The organism is Bacteroidota bacterium (assembly GCA_026391695.1).
Taxonomy (GTDB): Bacteria; Bacteroidota; Bacteroidia; order Bacteroidales; family JAGONC01; genus JAPLDP01.
Window position 1 is genome coordinate 1 of sequence record JAPLDP010000077.1, and the last position, 17260, is coordinate 17260.

Annotated in this window: 14 protein-coding genes; 2 read left to right on the top strand and 12 right to left on the bottom strand. The window is 41.8% G+C overall.

From position 1 onward, the window contains the following. Window positions 1-204 precede the first annotated feature (204 nt). Entirely contained in the window at window positions 205-1983 is a 1779-nt protein-coding gene (locus tag NT175_11075; protein MCX6235239.1) for a M20/M25/M40 family metallo-hydrolase, read from the top strand. Window positions 1984-2102: 119 nt separating this feature from the next. Beyond that, on the top strand, window positions 2103-2498 hold the full coding sequence (locus NT175_11080; GenBank protein MCX6235240.1) for a GtrA family protein: 396 nt from the start codon (window positions 2103-2105) through the stop codon (window positions 2496-2498). A 19-nt stretch (window positions 2499-2517) separates the two neighbouring features. On the opposite strand, the gene cdd is transcribed toward NT175_11080, so the two are convergent. The 12 genes from cdd to NT175_11140 all read right to left on the bottom strand — a co-directional run bounded on the left by cdd (window position 2518) and on the right by NT175_11140 (window position 17218). Further along, complete coding sequence (gene cdd, locus NT175_11085) at window positions 2518-3006, bottom strand: cytidine deaminase (protein ID MCX6235241.1); 489 nt, start codon at window positions 3004-3006, stop codon at window positions 2518-2520. 105 nt (window positions 3007-3111) lie between these two features. Next, a complete protein-coding gene (locus NT175_11090) occupies window positions 3112-4773 on the bottom strand; it encodes an O-antigen ligase family protein (protein MCX6235242.1) in 1662 nt (553 codons plus the stop codon). A gap of 47 nt (window positions 4774-4820) precedes the next feature. After that, on the bottom strand, window positions 4821-6521 hold the full coding sequence (locus NT175_11095; protein ID MCX6235243.1) for a S41 family peptidase: 1701 nt from the start codon (window positions 6519-6521) through the stop codon (window positions 4821-4823). A gap of 39 nt (window positions 6522-6560) precedes the next feature. Then, window positions 6561-6782: a membrane protein insertion efficiency factor YidD gene (gene yidD, locus NT175_11100; protein ID MCX6235244.1), complete on the bottom strand. Its 222-nt coding sequence runs from the start codon at window positions 6780-6782 to the stop codon at window positions 6561-6563. Further along, on the bottom strand, window positions 6763-7152 hold the full coding sequence (locus NT175_11105) for a ribonuclease P protein component (protein MCX6235245.1): 390 nt from the start codon (window positions 7150-7152) through the stop codon (window positions 6763-6765). The genes yidD and NT175_11105 overlap by 20 nt, the downstream gene beginning before the upstream one ends. A 34-nt stretch (window positions 7153-7186) precedes the next feature. Next, a complete protein-coding gene (locus NT175_11110) occupies window positions 7187-7939 on the bottom strand; it encodes a uroporphyrinogen-III synthase (GenBank protein MCX6235246.1) in 753 nt (250 codons plus the stop codon). A gap of 61 nt (window positions 7940-8000) precedes the next feature. Further along, entirely contained in the window at window positions 8001-8825 is an 825-nt protein-coding gene (locus NT175_11115; protein MCX6235247.1) for a DUF4271 domain-containing protein, read from the bottom strand. Between the two features lie 28 nt (window positions 8826-8853). Further along, window positions 8854-9618 (bottom strand): Sir2 family NAD-dependent protein deacetylase, encoded by a 765-nt coding sequence (locus NT175_11120; protein MCX6235248.1) that lies wholly within the window; start codon window positions 9616-9618, stop codon window positions 8854-8856. 35 nt (window positions 9619-9653) lie between these two features. Next, complete coding sequence (locus tag NT175_11125; protein MCX6235249.1) at window positions 9654-12335, bottom strand: bifunctional acetate--CoA ligase family protein/GNAT family N-acetyltransferase; 2682 nt, start codon at window positions 12333-12335, stop codon at window positions 9654-9656. Window positions 12336-12556: 221 nt separating this feature from the next. Further along, the gene (locus NT175_11130; GenBank protein ID MCX6235250.1) at window positions 12557-13831 is read right to left on the bottom strand and encodes an OFA family MFS transporter; all 1275 of its coding nucleotides are present in this window, start codon (window positions 13829-13831) and stop codon (window positions 12557-12559) included. A 110-nt stretch (window positions 13832-13941) separates the two neighbouring features. Continuing rightward, window positions 13942-15858 carry an acetate--CoA ligase gene (gene acs / locus NT175_11135; GenBank protein MCX6235251.1) on the bottom strand — a complete coding sequence of 639 codons (1917 nt, stop codon included), beginning with the start codon at window positions 15856-15858 and terminating at the stop codon, window positions 13942-13944. Between the two features lie 82 nt (window positions 15859-15940). Then, window positions 15941-17218 carry a hypothetical protein gene (locus tag NT175_11140; GenBank protein MCX6235252.1) on the bottom strand — a complete coding sequence of 426 codons (1278 nt, stop codon included), beginning with the start codon at window positions 17216-17218 and terminating at the stop codon, window positions 15941-15943. Window positions 17219-17260: the final 42 nt, after the last annotated feature.

Genomic DNA, 17260 nt, shown 5'->3' on the forward strand with positions numbered 1-17260 from the left:
ATGCTCGTTTCATAAAATGTCGAATTTTAGATTATTGCGCAAATATAAATGATTGTGCTTCGAGCACGTGCAGCGCTTGAGCTACGGACTGGATTTTTATTCGTCTGTGTGTAAACCAAACGGTTTGTAATGTATATTTGATAAACTAAAAAAGTAATACCTTCGCATTTCCAATTTTGATTAAGAGAGACTAACATCAATCAAATGAAGACACTATATAAAGTTTTTCTTGTTTTATCACTTACATTTATTTCTCCCCTTGTATTTGGGCAGGAAATAACTACCGATCAGCTCAAAGAACATATCACATTCCTGGCCTCTGATGCACTTAAAGGCAGAAAAACCGGAACGCCCGAGGAATTTATTGCAGCAACGTATATCAGGGATCAATTAAAAAATGATGGTATTGAGCTTTTAGGTGATGATGGCTTTCAATTTTTTGAAGTGGTCACCGGAGCTGAGCTTGGAAAAAACAATCACTTTATGGTAGCTGGCCATAATCCTGCACCCGATAGCGTTTTCAGACCATTTCCATTCTCAAAAAATGCTTCCGTATCAGCCCCGGTGGTATTTGCAGGTTTTGGCTTCGATATTTCAGAGGATAGCCTTACATGGCATGACTATGCCAATGTGGATGCCAAAGGTAAATGGGTGATGATACTGAGGGGCGATCCTGAAATGGATAAAAGTGAAAGTCGTTTCACGAATTTCACAGGTGCACGTGCGAAAGTGTTGACAGCGAGGGATAAAGGAGCTGCTGGCGTTCTGTTTGTGACCCCCGTCAGAATGAATGAAAAGGATGAACTGGTTTCCCTGACCTTTGATAAAAGTTCTTCCGATGCAGGCATACCGGTGATACATATAACAAGGTCCTTAGCCGATATCATTCTGGCTAAAGCAGGCAAAACTATCGGGCAACTTGAGAAGGACATCAATGATAACAAACAGCCTGAATCTTTCGAAATTCCTGTTGTTGTTAATGGCCAGGCAGATGTCGTGCTGACAAAGGCAAAGGCGCAAAATGTGGTGGGTCGGCTTAAAGGGAGTGATCCATCGCTTAAGAATGAATTTATCGTTATTGGCGCTCACTATGATCATCTGGGAATGGGCGGACCGGAGTCAGGCTCCAGATGGCTTGACACTCTGGCTGTCCATAATGGTGCCGATGATAATGCATCAGGTGTGGCAGGGCTGCTGGAAGTTGCACAAAGGCTTGCCGGATCAGGCGACCCATTAAAACGCAGTATAGTCTTTATAGCCTTTGACGGTGAAGAAATGGGGCTACTGGGATCTAAATATTTCATTAATAATCCTTTAATAGATCTGAAAAAGACCATAGCCATGTTCAATTTTGACATGATCGGTCGTTTGGTTGCCGATTCCGGGGCTCTTGTCATCAGCGGTACTGGGACGGCAGTTGAATCAGAGGAAATACTCAAAGATCACTCCGGAGGCCTGGCATTTGAGCTGAAATTTTCACCGGAGGGATATGGCGCCTCAGATCAGTCCAGCTTTTATGCTGAGAATATTCCTGTTTTCTTTTTAACTACCGGAGCACATGAAGATTACCATACACCTGACGACGATGCTGATAGGATTAACTATATGGGCAGCAAAGAAGTACTCGATTTTGCCTATAATGTCATTTTTGACGTTGATAACCGTGACCAGGCATTAACATTCAGAGAAGCAGGCCCCAAAGAACGACCAGATTATGGCAGAGGTTTTAAGGTCACCTTGGGTATTATGCCCGATTTTGCCTCTACCGAAAATAACGGCCTTCGCGTGGATGGTGTGCGAAAGAGCGGCCCTGCTGAAAAAGGTGGCATTCTGAAAGGCGACGTCATCACTGCCCTGAATGGCAAACAGGTGACAAATATCTATGATTACATGAACCGGTTAAAGGAACTCGACCGTGGGCAGATCATATCAGTCGATGTGTTGCGCAAGGGTGTCACAGTCGTGTTGATTATACAGTTGTAGATGTGCAAAACAGAACACGGATGACACTGAATATCACTGATAGAGATTTTCGTGATAATCCGTTTTATCCGCGTCTACCAGTGTTCTATATAAATAATTTCAGTATTTAAATCTCCTGAATGTCAGAATTATTTAACTGGAATATTATCTGGAAATTCATCCGTTTCGGTGTGGTTGGGATATCCGGAATGGCTGTCGACTTCGGAATGACATACCTGTGTAAGGAGATCATTCGAATACCAAAATACATCGCCAATGCTATAGGTTTCACCCTTGCTGCCTCAACAAATTATATCCTGAACAGAATATGGACCTTTCAAAGCCAGGATCCGGCAATTCTTATCGAATATTCCAAATTCTTCATAGTTTCAGTAATAGGTCTTGGCATAAACACTCTTGTGCTCTGGATCCTCGTGAGCAGATTCAAAAAACATTTCTATCTCTCAAAACTCTTTGCAATAGGAGTGGTGATGATTTGGAATTTTTTGGCAAATCTTCTTTTTACCTTTGCTTGATAGCAGTGCTTATCAGTAATTATTTTTTCAGTTCGTCTGCACTGAACATATTAGGAAGTAAATCCCCGATACTTTCGCTGATGAGAATTTTACCGGTTTCACCCATCATAATTATTCGTATAGGGTGGTTGTGAAGTTTTTCATATTCAGCCAGCACTTGGCGGCATGCACCACAGGGGGTCACCGGAGTATTAATGGTAAAATGTTTTGCACGTGCTGTTATTGCGATGGCCTTTACCGGAATATCAGGGTGACCGGCTGATGCTGCAAAAACAGCCACCCGTTCCGCACACAGTCCGGAAGGATAGGCCGCATTTTCCTGGTTGCTGCCTCTGAGAACAGCACCATTTGAAAGAACGACAGCAGCGCCCACGTGATATTGCGAATAGGGAGCATAAGCTGTTTCAACAGCTTCCTTCGCATTCAGCAGCAAATCTCTGTCATCATAGGTTAAATCATTTATCGAGTCATATTCCAGAAAGGAAATGTGTAGATTTATCTTTTGCATAAAAACGAAATTGGAATAATGCAATAAAGATAAGGCATTTGTAATTATCCGTTAATTTAACTTGAATTTTCGGTTTTTCGAATGGTTATACCTCAACTTGAAGGATTATTTTCTTCCAAAAAGGAAGAAAGAATAAAAGAAAGCAAAAAATGTGACACCGGCCTGTGTTTTCAGCGTGTCATCCGTCAACATCGATAGCATGGCAATGATAAAGAAAATAAGGAAGAAATAATCCTTTATTCCACCGGTTTTGATAGCTGGATAGATCAGTGCGAACAGAAACCATATAAAACCGATAACTCCAAACGAGACCATAATGTTAAGAAACTGGTTATGTGAACTGAAAAGCCCTTCTTTCGCATTCTGCAAGGGTGAATTCATGCGGGCTAGTTCCTTCCTGAAACTGGTCTTCAGATCTCCTGTTCCGACGCCCAGCAAGGGATGTTGCTTTATCTGGGCCATGGCAGCTTTCCATAATTCAATCCGTTCAAGTGCCGAAAAACCTGTTACCTCCCTGTTTTTTTTATATTCCAGGTATGCCAGAATATTCTGATAAATAATGGTCTTGGGATTGAACTTTTTAAGGTCATTAATATTTGCCACGCCGTTTTCAATATAACGTATCTCCTTATCCGTAAGAGAATTCACACCATCAGCATCTTTCCGCAAATCCCGTGAGCTAAGGTACCGGATCAAAGTATACCGCAGTTGCTGTCCTTTCCTGTCGAGACTGTCATAGTTGATCTGACTTCTTCTATTCCAGGCTTCCCTGAGTTCAGGGACACATAGATACAAACCGGTATACCGGCCGTCTTCGACCCCCATCGCTGTATCCTGAAAGTAAGGAATACCCCGTGGAGTATGCTTATCTAGTAGTTCTATTCTGATTGGTTCGATATGGAAATACTTCTTAATAGTAATGGCTACATACGATATGATTACCACGATTACTATTATTGCTCCTATGGGAGCGCCGTATCTGATCATGCGGTTCTGTTGGTGAACTGTATAATAAAAGAACAGAAATAATAAGGTCATGAAAAAGACCATTATGCCGGTCATTGACTTGAGGATGAATAAATATACCACAAGCCATATCATAATCAGGATAAACGGCATTTTCTTTTTAAAAATGTATTTTATCGGTCCATGTTGTTCCTGATAAATGAAATACCAAAGGGTGAAAATGGCAAGACAGATATTCAGGCTGAAGCGTATATGTGACATGAAAGGGGTGATGTCCCTGGAATCAATGGAGGTTTGAGTCAACCATATAAATGCACTGTAAAGGGAGCCACCTGTCACTGCGAGGATATACACCAACATAATATTCTTAAATCCTTTTTTGTCAAGCCCTTCAATTGTTGAAATGAACAACGGGAGCAGAAATAACGGGAGCATCGTGCGCAAATCCTTGAAGGCATAATTAAAATCGGTTGTATATAGCAATCCTACGACAGACATCAATAGGATAGAGCTGAAGATGACTGCAGCCCGGTTTGAGAAAAAGATCCTGAATTTGCGGATAAAATTTTTAGAAACCTCCACAATAGCATCTCCGATCATTCGAACGATGCCAGCAAGAAGAGATTTCTTCTTAAAGTTGCTGACAATTTTCTGCTGGTCTACTCCATCCCACAAAAAAACACCTGTGAGAATGAACTGGGACACACTCATGAAATATTTCGACAAGGGGATTGCGCTGATCATCAGGGCCATACCAAAATAAAAAATTAGCCGCAGAACCGGGTACTTTTTTGAATCCATTAAACAGAATCCGTTGAAGGGTGTGTAATCCTGGTTTTAAATCTATTCTATCCCTTGGTTTTTTTATCCGGTTCGGATTTCAAAGATCCATCCAGAACAGCACGGTAGGCGTTCTGGTCATTCAATACACCAATTGCTCTTTCAATCTCGGGATCTTCTGAAAGTGTAGTGATGATTCGTCCTTCGTCATAATAATACCGGACAACAATTTCTCCTTTCAGTAAAGAACGTAACTCCTTGCTGTATTCCTGCAGATCGTCCATTTTCTCCTGTTCAATTTTATTTCGGAGGGATATAATAATATCTTTAACATCATTATAAAAACCATCCTTCATGGAGGCACTCTCCATCTCTTTGAGCTTTTGTTCGCTTTCAGTCGGATAACTGTAATCTTTGTCTGAGATGAAAGTCAGAAACTCATTATATATACTATCGTTTATAATAAATTGCTCCGGTTCCGGAATGGAAGAGTGTGACCAATAAAATTTGGTGGCATAATTAAAAATGAGGTACTTGCTGAACAGGCTGAAGGCAATATTTGAAAATTTCACAGGTTCGAGGGGAATATCAGGTTCAATGCCGCCACGATCATAAACCGTACGTCCATTGTGGGTTTTAAAAGCTGAAAACAAGGAATCGGGCGTTTTTTCGGCCTCGCCATTCATATCCCGTTTTGAATAATCGATGGCCTGGATGCATCTTCCGCTTGGGATATAATATTTGGCAACGGTAATCTTGATCTTATTATTATAAGGAAGAGGCAGGACGTTTTGTACAAGCCCTTTTCCAAATGTCCGTTGTCCGATGATAATACCTCTGTCCAGATCCTGAATGGCTCCTGCCACGATCTCGGAGGCTGAGGCGCTGGCTCCGTTGACCAGAACGACAAGAGGCAGGTTTATGTCCACAGGCTGTGTCATGGTCGCATACATTTTATTACGGTCTGGCAGACGACCTTTTGTGCTGACGACATGCTCGCCCTTTTCTACGAATAAATTGGTTATGTTAACTGCTTCCTGGAGTAATCCTCCACCATTACCCCTCAAATCCAGAATAAGACCTTTTAATTCGTTTTTTTCTTTAAGCTCAGTCAGTGCCTTTTTGACCTCCTTACTGGCATTCTGTGTGAAACCGACGAGTTTAATATATCCGACACCATCTTTCAACATACCGTAATAAGGTATGTTTGGAACCGTAATCTCTTCGCGTGTGACGTCAATTTTCATCGGTTGGCTTATGCCCTGACGTTCCAAAAGGATTTTAATGGGTGTTCCAGGCTGCCCTTTCAGAATTTCACTCACATCATCGGTTGATTTACCTTTGGCAGATTTATCATTTATTTCAAGGATTTTGTCTCCTGCTTTTAATCCTGCTTTATCGGCGGGAGAGTTCTTGTAGGGCTCGGAAATAATTACATAATCTCCCTCCCGGTGTATCAAGGCGCCTATTCCTCCATACTGGCCCGTCGTTATAAAAGTATAATCTTCAACATCCGACTCAGGGATGAAATTGGTATAAGGATCTAATGATCCAAGCATCGCCTCAATGCCTGATTGCATGAGAGTTCCGGGTTCTATATCGTCAACATAATTGATATCCAATTCTTTATAAAGTGTTGTATAAATGTCAAGATTTTTTGCAATCTCGAAGTCATTATTCTTTTGACTATTACCGGAAAGAGGTAACAGCATAATAATATAAGCCAGAACTGAAAATTTGAGCAGTTTGAATGATGCGATATTTTTCATTGGGTTATATATTTTTAAGATGATGTGATAGTCAAGATTTTAAGGTACGGGATCATATCCACTGCCCCCCCAAGGGTGACAGGAAAGCACACGTTTTAATGTCAACCACCCCCCTCTGAAGGGCCCATGTTTTTTTATGGCCTCTATGCCATAAGCTGAACAGGTGGGCGTGTACCTGCAAGATGGAGGGAAGAATGGTGATATGGTAACTTGGTACAGGCGAATGAATAAAATCATCAACTTACCAAGTAGCTCCTTCATACTCCCTGATTAAACGATGCAAAATTACAATTATTATTGATTCGATTTCTTTGAATGAAACCGCTTTGCTGCCTGAATAGATAAGGGCCAGGGCACATGTTTTACCGGCATGTTCCAGATGGTTGTATAAAACTGATTTATTCTTCCTGTATGCTTCTCGCATCAGCCGTTTCAGTTTATTCCTGTCAACAGCCCTGGGAAAGTTGCGCTTATTGACAGTTATAAGAACCTGAACCGGATATTCAGATGAAAGCTCAGCGCAAATCCAGGTGACTTTAATGGGGTAAATAAAAAAATTGTTGCCCTTTTTAAAAAGAGTGGAGATAAGCTTAAGGTTGCACAGTCTTTCTTCTTTTCTGAAGGATTGCATGTAAAATCTGGCTCACCGGAAGGTCGTGGTCAGCCTATTTTTTCTTGTTGTTTTTGATAATATATTCATCGATGGCCATAGTCATCGATGGGGCAGTTTTTGTCGGAGCTCCGATATTTACCGTAAGACCTGCTTCCTGAACAGCCTTAGTTGTGGTTGGACCAAAAGCACCAATGAGTCTTTCTCCTTGTCTGAAATCCGGAAAATTTTTATAAAGAGATTTAACACCCGAAGGATTAAAAAAGACTAACAGATCATATTTATCAAGCTCAAGGTCTGATAAATCACAGGCCAGTGTCTTATAAAACAGGGCCTTAGTATAATTTATCTGGTTCTGCTCCAATAGCTTCGAAAAATTTTGTTTATGAATATCCGAGCAAGGTAAAAGGAATTTTTCGTCTTTATGCTTTTTAATAATCTCAAGAAGATCGTTGAAATTCTGTTTACCATAAAATATTTTTCTCTTGCGGTACTGAACATATTTCTGAAGATAAAAAGCTGTTACTTCAGAAATACAGAAATACTTCATTTCATCAGGTATTTCAAGTCGCAGGTCTTTAGATAACCTGAAGAAATGATCTACAGCATTTTTACTCGTAAAGATGACTGCCGTGTGTTCCAGAATCTGAATCCTCGATTTCCTGAATTCTTTCGCGGTCAATCCTTCGATAGTTATAAAATTATGAAAATCAATTGTGAGATTATGCTTCTTAGCAAGCTGGATATATGGTGACTTTTCAGCTTCACTAGGTTGCGGCTGTGATATTAAAATACTTTTGATCTTCAATGTTTTATGGTTTTTTAACCGACATATTTAAGGTTAATTGCAGCTCTGGTTTATGTTAGGATTAACCTATCAGTAACTTGACAACAATAATAACCGGTAAAATTTCGACGGTGCAAAGGTATAAAAATAAATAGAATATCGAAAATTTTGAATAGACTATTCCTACGTACAAACCTCTGAAAAGCTTAAAAATGAAAATGATAGCCATTAATATGAGAACGGAATAAATTAAAATAATAAATCCGGTGTATATTATCATCACCAGAAAAGGCAATATGATGACGCCCAGGTTCAGACTGAAGATCAGTGAATTCAGTAAATACCGTGAGGTCGCTTCAGCAGTCTGGAAGACCGTTCTTAACACCCTGATAAGGATATATTTGAACAGAATGAAAAGAATTAATGCCAGAAAAATTTTCAGAAATGTCATAAGATCATTTCCCAGTGAAACCTTAAAGATAACTTTACCGATAAGAAGGAGTATAAGTGAACAAGAGGAGATATAAACAAATCCAAGACCAAGGGCAATCTGCTCCTTAAAAAGATTACCATCCCTGATCAGAAAGTTGACCCGTTTTTCTGAATATAGCGACTGAAGAACCTGAAAAAATCTTTTTCTGAAAAATACCTGTATCCATGCCAGGAGAATGAAACACACAGCAAGCAGAAGAAATATCCAGTCGTTATTGGTACTTTCATAGATTTGTGGCCTGATGTTATGTGGTTTTAATTCATGGGAAATGAATAATGGAGAACCTGATGGATAGATAGTGATGGTTTCATTACTTACAGGAAACTTAAAGATGGTGCTATCTTCTGAAGAACATTGCGACGTATCCTGACTGATAAGAACATAATTTTCAGGAAAATTCAAGGTACCGGACATTCCCCCTGAATCTTGCTGTATGATGTTCTCAGGATTCATTGATTAGCATTAGTTTACCCATCTGCCTGGTGATCTCCACCGCCGGACCCTCCAGAAATATATCAGTAAAGGTATCAGAAAAATGGGATTTCCTGATATTGATTTCAATAATTGATGCACCATTATCTTTAGCCATCATAGGAATCTGGGACGCCGGATAGACCTCGCCATCAGTACCGATAATGAGCAAAACATCCGCTTTTCTGGCTTCTTCGAAGCAACGTTCGACTGTATGCTTTGGAAGCGGCTCATTGAAAAAAACAATCGCAGGTTTCAACAATCCCTTACAGATATAACAGGTTGGTGGCAGAAAATTCAGGTCTGTAAAACTGATATCATATTCGGAGGCACATTCCGTACATATTAATTTTTTGGTGCTCCCATGCAACTGAAGAACATTTTTACTGCCCGCCATCTGGTGTAGGTTATCGATATTCAGGGTAATGATCGACTCAAGGATTCCTCTTTTTTGTAGTATGGAAAGAAAATAGTGAGCCTCGTTAGGTTCGGCCTTTGAAAGGGTTTCATAAAAAATTTCTTTGATTTTCTTCCAGGAAGCGGCTGGCTTTCTGCGAAAGAACTCAATGTCGAGGAAAATCGGATCATAGCGTGACCATAGTCCGTTTTCACCCTGGAATGGAGGTATACCGCTTGCTACAGAGATGCCGGCACCGGTGAATGCCACACCAAATCGCGATGCCTGAAGAATTGCGACAGCCTCCCTGATCAATTCTGTTTGTTCCTTTTCACCCATGGCATACGATCAAATTCTATAATCCTACACTGATCTTAGAGATCTTTTGTTACGTGGACATTTCCACCTTGCTCAAACTGGATCTTGAAGTTATATTTTTTAAAGACGGCGATCATAGGTTTATTATCAAGGGTAGTTTCAGCGACAATATGATTCATTTTCCAGTCACTGGCAATATCCATACAATACTTGGTAAGGATATTACCCAGATCCTTTCTCTGGTAGGCATCAGTAATCAGCACAGCATACTCGACAGTATCCATATCCGGATTGGATATGAGCCGTCCAACTCCAGTGAGGCGGCGTCTTCCATCTTCATTTACTTCAGCTACAATTGCAATTTCCCTGTAGTAATCAATGAAACAGAACTGCGTGGCTATTTCGTGGGCGGCAAAATGAAAATTATACCGGAACCTCGAATAAATCGACTCTTTTGAGCAACTTGAAAGCATCTCTAGCCACATTGGTTCATCCTCAGGTTTAATAGGTCTCAGGATCACCGGTACACCATCGGCCAGTTTGGTTGTTGTAACATACTTTTCCGGATAGGGATGGAGAAGAAGATGTGAATATTCCGGAATCGGATGATTGAGTATCTCCTGGTCAATGACAATACGGGCATCAAGAGCAATAACATCCTTTTCGGTGACCAGGAGCGGATTGATATCCAGTTCTTCAATTTCTGGATAGTCAGCTGCCAGATATGACATTCGGATAAGTATTTCTATAAGCTTTTCTATATTCTTTCGTGGGCTTCCCCTGTAACCTTCGAGTAGCGGATAAATCTTTAGTGACTTCAGCATATTGACAGCAAGTCTTTCACTCAACGGTGGGAATCCCAATGTTTTATCCTTAAACAATTCTGCGCCAATACCACCCATGCCAACAAGCAGCACGGTTCCAAACACCGGATCTTTTTTAATCCCAATGATCAGTTCAACAGCTCCTTTCGACTCGATCATCGGCTGAATGACCACACCTTCGATTTTGGCTTCCGGACATTTTACCCTCACCGAATCCATCATCTTGCGATAACTTTTGAGTAATGACTCATTACTCTTGATATCCACAACCACACCGCCAACATCGGTTTTATGTGTAATATCGTGTGAGGAAATTTTCAAAACGACAGGAAATCCGATCTGGTTGGCAATCTGTAATGCTTCCTCTGATGTCTTGGCCAACTGAGGCCTGGCTGTTGGGATACCATAAATCTCAAGCAACTGTTTGGAATCTGTTTCCGAAAGGATTTTTTCCTTTACAAATGCTGTCTTCTGAAATTCTTCCTTGATCTTTTGCCGGTCATAAGGGAAAGAAACCGGAACGTCTATTGGTGTTTCAAAAAGGGTTTCCAGATTTCTTGAATAATCAACCAGTGTCATAAAAGCCCTTATAGCCTGTTCAGGTGTTTGGTACACAGCGATTCCGGCATCGTTGAAAATCTGGTTGCCGTCTCTCATTACTTTTCCTCCCAGCCAGGCAGCCATGATGGGCTTGGTCGTGTGTTCCGATAATTTGCTGATCAGAAGAGCTGTGTTTGTTGGATCGGTCATAGCTTGCGGTGTAAGAATGACAAGAACAGCGTCGACGCCGGAATCCTCAAGAACGATTTGAGTAGCTTTTGCGAATCTGTCAGGAGGTGCGTCTCCCACAATATCAACAGGATTGCCATGTGACCAATACGGGGGAAGAGCAGCATTGAGTTTTTCTATGGTAGCCTGCGATAGTTCTACGAGATTACCTTTATTTGCAATCAGGGTGTCGGTGGCCATTACACCTGGCCCACCTGCATTGGTAACAATAGCCAGCCTTGATCCTCTGGGGATACGTTTTCTGGAGATCAGATCTGTAAAGTCAAAGATATCTCCTATATCATACACCCTGGCAATGCCGGCTCGCTGGAACACGGCATCATAAACGGAATCCTCAGATGCCAGTGCACCTGTATGAGAGGCAGCAGCCTTGGCAGATTCCGGAAATCGTCCGGCTTTATAGACAATGATTGGCTTTTTGCGGGCAAAGGCACGCGCAGCAGTCATGAATTTTCTTACATTACTGATGGCCTCAACATAAAGAACTATGGACTTGGTGATTGGATCCTGGCCAAAGTAATCGATAAGATCACCAAATTCAACATCCATGCTATTACCTATCGAAACGAAGTAGGAAAATCCGACATTCTCTTCATAGGCCCAGTCGAGAACAGATGTACACAAAGCACCTGATTGGGATATGAATGCCACATGTCCTGGTTTGGGCATCCCGGATGCAAAACTGATATTCAATTTAAGGCTCGGTACAATAATACCTAGACAATTAGGCCCGATGACCCGCATACCATCGAATTTTTTTACCTCTGCTTTAACCTGATCTTCCAGCTTTTTTCCTTCGGGGCCTATCTCCCTGAATCCTGCCGACATAATGATGATGCCCATAATGCCTGCCTCCCCGCATTCCCTAACCAGTTCCGGAACCCGGTTAGCTGCTGTGGCAATCACAGCCAGGTCGGGCGTTTTCGGTAAACTTTTAACATTTGGATAGCACTGTATTCCCAGCACCGCTTCATGTTTGGGATTCACAGGATAGACCACACCATCAAAGCCACCTCCGATAAGGTTTCTGAGTGTGATGCCACTGACGCTCATCGGATCATTTTTTACGCCGATTAATGCAATCCGCTGCGGACGGAAAATTTTTTCAAGCTTTCTGATGCCCATTTTTTTACAGTTAGAATATCCAATAATAGAGTTAAAGCAAATGATTTTTTATACTTTTCAAAAGTACTAAACATATCCTCTTATCAGGAAAATTATTGTGAAAAAATTAACAATATGGAGTTGTTAATAAACCTTGTAGGTTTTTAATTATTTGTCACTGTGAAACAAAAACCCCCTCTTTGTTGCATAAAAAGGGGGTGATAAAAGGTTTTTTTAGCAGATCAGTTTACCCTCTTTACAGCCGGCTTCACCAGTGAAATGGTTATAACTGCCACAAAGCATAAAATACCACAAATAGTGAATGCCAAGGGGAAATTATCTATATCACCGAGTTTTCCTCCAAGTATTGGACCGAAGATACCCCCTATTGCATAGGCCAGAAAGACCCAACCATAATTACGTCCGATATATTTTAATCCAAAAGTGTCGGCAGTCATGGTTGGGAAAAGGGCAAAATTACCACCAAAATTAAAACCTATGAGCATGGCAAAAATGTACAATGTCGCTATATTCCCTGCCATCCACTGAAAAAGGATGACAAAAACGCCCTGAGTGGCCATCATGATGATGATTGCAAGTTTTCGTCCTATTTTATCGCTGATGGTTCCCCATAAAATGCGTCCCAATCCGTTAAACAGGGCAAAAAACACGGCCATCGCCAGAGTCGCTGTAGCACTGGCCACTTCTTTGGATATTCCGTGTGCCTCAAGTGCTTTCATAGGCCAGAGTTTCATCAGTCCAATGCTCATCAATCCTGCACTGGCTCCAAATGCGAAAGTAAGAAGTATCAGATAGAACTGGGTGGTCCGCAGCATTTCACTACTGTCAAAATCTTCAGTAACCGCACCGGGTTTGGACCCTGTTGCAACGGGGGGATTCCAACCTGCCGGTTTCCAGTTCTCCGGCGGGAATGACATCCAGATGCTTCCAATTAAGACGATGACAAGATAGGCAATACCAAAGGCGATAAAAGTACCGGAAACGCCTATGTGCCTAATCAGTTCCCCTCCTCCCAGCGGACCAAGTTTATCAGCCAGAGCCATCCAAAGGGTTGCTCCAAAGCCGAATCCGGCAACTGCCAGGCCGGTTATAAGACCTTTTTTCTCAGGATACCACTTGATACCGACTGCAATTGGCACGACATAACCAAGACCGATACCGCTTCCACCAATGATTCCAACAAAAATCAGCGTTGTGGCAAAATGTTCTGCACCGAAGATTCCTGAAAGAATATAACCTGTACCCAGAACAATTCCTCCTGCCATGGCAAGTTTACGGGGCCCTACTGTGAGCAGCATACGGCCAGCAATGACCATGATGATGGCAAAGAAGGCCAGTCCTGCCGAAAATACCATTTGTGTCTGTGCTTTGGTCCATCCTGCCTCAACCAATGGTTTGGTATAGACCGACCATGCGTAGATGGCACCTAATGCCAGTTGAATAAGAATGGCTCCTACCACAATCATTCCTCTATTCTGGACCTTTTGATTTTCCATTGTATTCTGTTTAAATGATTATTATTTTGAGAGCAAATGTAATACCCGTAAAAAGGCAGATCAAGTCAATTTAGACCTGAAATGCCTTTCTATATCACTGCATTTCTGGACTACCTTTTTACTTCAACTTTAGCTCCCCTGATAATCTCTTCCACAACGCCCGGATCGAGCAGTGTAGATATATCGCCGAGGTCAGTGGCATCACCCTCGCCAATCTTACGGAGGATACGGCGCATGATCTTACCTGAACGGGTCTTTGGTAATCCACTGACGACCTGTACAATATCCGGTCTGGCTATGGGTCCGATGAGCTTGGAAACCAGATCCTTAATACTCTGTTCAATGGTTTTCTGCTCATTTTCGCTTATTTCCTCACAGGTGACATACGCATAAATGCCCTGTCCTTTAATCGGGTGAGGATAGCCAATGACTGCAGATTCATTGACTCTTGGATGCTGATTGATGGCATCTTCAATTTCCGCTGTGCCGATTCTGTGTCCCGAAACATTGATGACATCATCAACACGGCCAAGGAGGCGGTAATAGCCTTCTTCATCTCGGCGGGCACCGTCACCGGTGAAATACAGTCCCCTGTATGTTGAGAAATAATTCAGCCGGCATCGTTCATGGTCGCCATAAGTGGTGCGGATCATTCCGGGCCAGGGGAATTTTATACATAGATTGCCTTCAACGCTGTTACCTTTAAGTTCCACGCCTTCATTGTTCATGATCACAGGTTGCACACCCGGTAAAGGCAAAGTGGCAAAGGATGGTTTTGTAGGAATAATACCGGCAAGCGGGGTGATGAGGATGCCACCGGTTTCGGTCTGCCACCAGGTATCGACAATTGGACAGCGTCCTTTACCTACAAGATCATGATACCAGCGCCAAGCTTCTTCGTTGATAGGTTCGCCGACAGAGCCTAATACGCGAAGTGATCTGAGATCTTTGTTGGTAACCCATTCATTCCCCTGAGCAATAAGTGCGCGGATAGCAGTAGGTGCAGTATAAAATTGGGTGACTTTGTATTTATCAATGATTTCCCAGAATCTGCCCGGATCAGGATAGGTTGGAACACCTTCGAACATGATGGAGGTAGCACCTGCCAGAAGTGGTCCGTATACAATGTAAGTATGCCCTGTTACCCAGCCGATATCGGCTGTGCACCAGAACAAGTCGCCATCGCTATACTGGAATACGTTCTTAAAGGTATATTCAGCAAACACCATGAAACCTCCAATGGTATGCAACACACCTTTTGGCTTTCCTGTAGAACCTGAAGTATACAGGATAAACAGAGTTTCTTCGGCGTCCATAACCTCCGCTTTGTTTTCTTTGCTGACACCCTGAATAAAATCATCCCACCAGATATCGCGTCCTGGAAGTATATTGACATGATCATTTGTTCTTTTAAAGACGATGGTGTTTTTTACAGAAGGACAGGTCTGGAGAGCATCGTCAACAACGGATTTCAGAGGTATCGCCTTGGCACCTCTGTAAGCTCCGTCTGAAGTAATGACAAGGTTACACTGTGCATCCTGGATGCGGTCGGCAAGTGAGGAAGCTGAAAAACCGGCAAAGACAATTGAATGAATGGCACCAATCCTTGCACAAGCCAGCATTGCGATAGGTAATTCGAGTATCATAGGAAGATAAATGGATATCCTGTCGCCTTTTTTTATACCAAGACGTAACAGTGCATTGGCAAACTGACAGACCTGTTCATATAATTCACCATATGTAAGCTTGCGTTCTTTTTCATTGGGATCGTTAGGTTCCCAAATCAGGGCAATCTGATCTTTACGCATAAAGAGGTTCCTTTCGAAAAGATTCTCTGTAATGTTCAATTTGCCATTGATGAACCACTTAATATTAGGTCCTTCAAAATCCCATTCCAGAACTTTATCCCATTTCTTACGCCAGAAGAATGTTTCGGCTTGCTCGCCCCAGAAACCTTCGGGATCAGCGACACTTTTTTCATAGGTTTGAATGTATTCTCCTAGACTCGTGATCTTCTTCGTCATAATTGTATTATTTTTAGTTAATAACTGTATTAAATTGTTTTATCGATAGAAAGAATCATATTAATATGCTCCAACGTGAAAATTATCAGAAAAATATGTAAGCACCTAACAGTAACCTAAGATTCCCAACAATTTCCTCATTTTGGACTACTCCTTTTGAATCAGGCTTTCCATATGCTGCAGCAGTATATTCGACTTCCGCAGAAAACCTTAACTTACCGGGGCTAAAAAGTACTCGTGGAGCGATTCGATAAACATAATCAATATCGGAACCACGGCTGTAATAAATTTGTTCTAAGCTGCTTTGTGTAGGTTTAGTTCGTGCAATTCTTTCAATAACCTCCTTTGATCCAAGATTTCTTGAATACCCTCCGAAGATTCCAAACTGCCATTTTTCACCATTGGAATGTATATCTGTCCAGAATGAAAGAACATCGATAGGAGAATAATTCCATGAGCCAGTCAACGTATCAGTGACACTGCGTACGGCATAACCTCCAAGCATGGTCATACTATAAAATTCCTGTCCATAGATGCCTTCGAATTTGAATGTCACCTTAGGTAACTTAATCTTTAAAAATGCCATACCGGCGAAATTATTGACTGTTTCATCGGCCTGGAAATTTTTATCAGTGACTAAACGAGGTGTCAGCTTCTTATAATTTCCTCCGACACCAAAGAGATATAGCAGACTTTTCGTATCGCCGCTATTTCCATATTGCAGGGTAAGGTTCAGTTCAGGAATAACAGAATTCCTCAGATAAACCGAGCTGGCACCATCAGGTCCGGTACTGACAAAATCGATCTGTGATATGGCCGCGGCACTCACTTTGAGGTTTCCAAAAGCTTGGGTCAGACGGATCTGTGGATTCCTCGAGAAAGGCTGAAAGGGAGCACCGGTATTGAATGATTCCGTCAATGGGTAACAATCCGTGATGAACATAGGATGCCACCACTGTCCCAATATCAGTTCTGTTTTCGGCCATGTCAGTTTAACAAAGGCATGGCGTAAACGGAAAGTATTGATATTTAGATCACTGTTACCAAAAAATTCCGCTTCAAGATAACCTGATATTTTGGCTCCAAGAGCATCCGGTGCGGTAATGACACCCTTCAGCCGTGTTTGTATGGCAAGAAAATGGAAACTCGCTTTGGCATTGATATCATTGCCATTCACATCAAATTGAGGACCCTTTGGGAAAAGTAAAAAGTGTCCCTGCCTTAATGCTACCGTCTGTCTTGAATCAAAAATGATGTCATTTTTTACATATCCGCCAAGCTTAATCCCGAAAGAGCTTTCTCCCTGAGCATATGAAAGCGCTGGTATGATTAAGAATAATAAAACCGAAAGAGAATTTCTCATTTTGTCGAATTATATTTTAACATTCCAGATCACTAAAACTAA

Coding starts and splice junctions, on each gene's coding strand:
- NT175_11125 (MCX6235249.1), bottom strand. CDS start 12,335: ATGGGCATCAGAAAGCTTGAAAAAATTTTCCGTCCGCAGCGGATTGCA.
- NT175_11075 (MCX6235239.1), top strand. CDS start 205: ATGAAGACACTATATAAAGTTTTTCTTGTTTTATCACTTACATTTATT.
- NT175_11120 (MCX6235248.1), bottom strand. CDS start 9,618: ATGGGTGAAAAGGAACAAACAGAATTGATCAGGGAGGCTGTCGCAATT.
- NT175_11090 (MCX6235242.1), bottom strand. CDS start 4,773: ATGGATTCAAAAAAGTACCCGGTTCTGCGGCTAATTTTTTATTTTGGT.
- NT175_11130 (MCX6235250.1), bottom strand. CDS start 13,831: ATGGAAAATCAAAAGGTCCAGAATAGAGGAATGATTGTGGTAGGAGCC.
- NT175_11105 (MCX6235245.1), bottom strand. CDS start 7,152: ATGCAATCCTTCAGAAAAGAAGAAAGACTGTGCAACCTTAAGCTTATC.
- NT175_11080 (MCX6235240.1), top strand. CDS start 2,103: ATGTCAGAATTATTTAACTGGAATATTATCTGGAAATTCATCCGTTTC.
- cdd (MCX6235241.1), bottom strand. CDS start 3,006: ATGCAAAAGATAAATCTACACATTTCCTTTCTGGAATATGACTCGATA.
- NT175_11115 (MCX6235247.1), bottom strand. CDS start 8,825: ATGTCCGGTACCTTGAATTTTCCTGAAAATTATGTTCTTATCAGTCAG.
- NT175_11140 (MCX6235252.1), bottom strand. CDS start 17,218: ATGAGAAATTCTCTTTCGGTTTTATTATTCTTAATCATACCAGCGCTT.
- NT175_11095 (MCX6235243.1), bottom strand. CDS start 6,521: ATGAAAAATATCGCATCATTCAAACTGCTCAAATTTTCAGTTCTGGCT.
- yidD (MCX6235244.1), bottom strand. CDS start 6,782: ATGAAGGAGCTACTTGGTAAGTTGATGATTTTATTCATTCGCCTGTAC.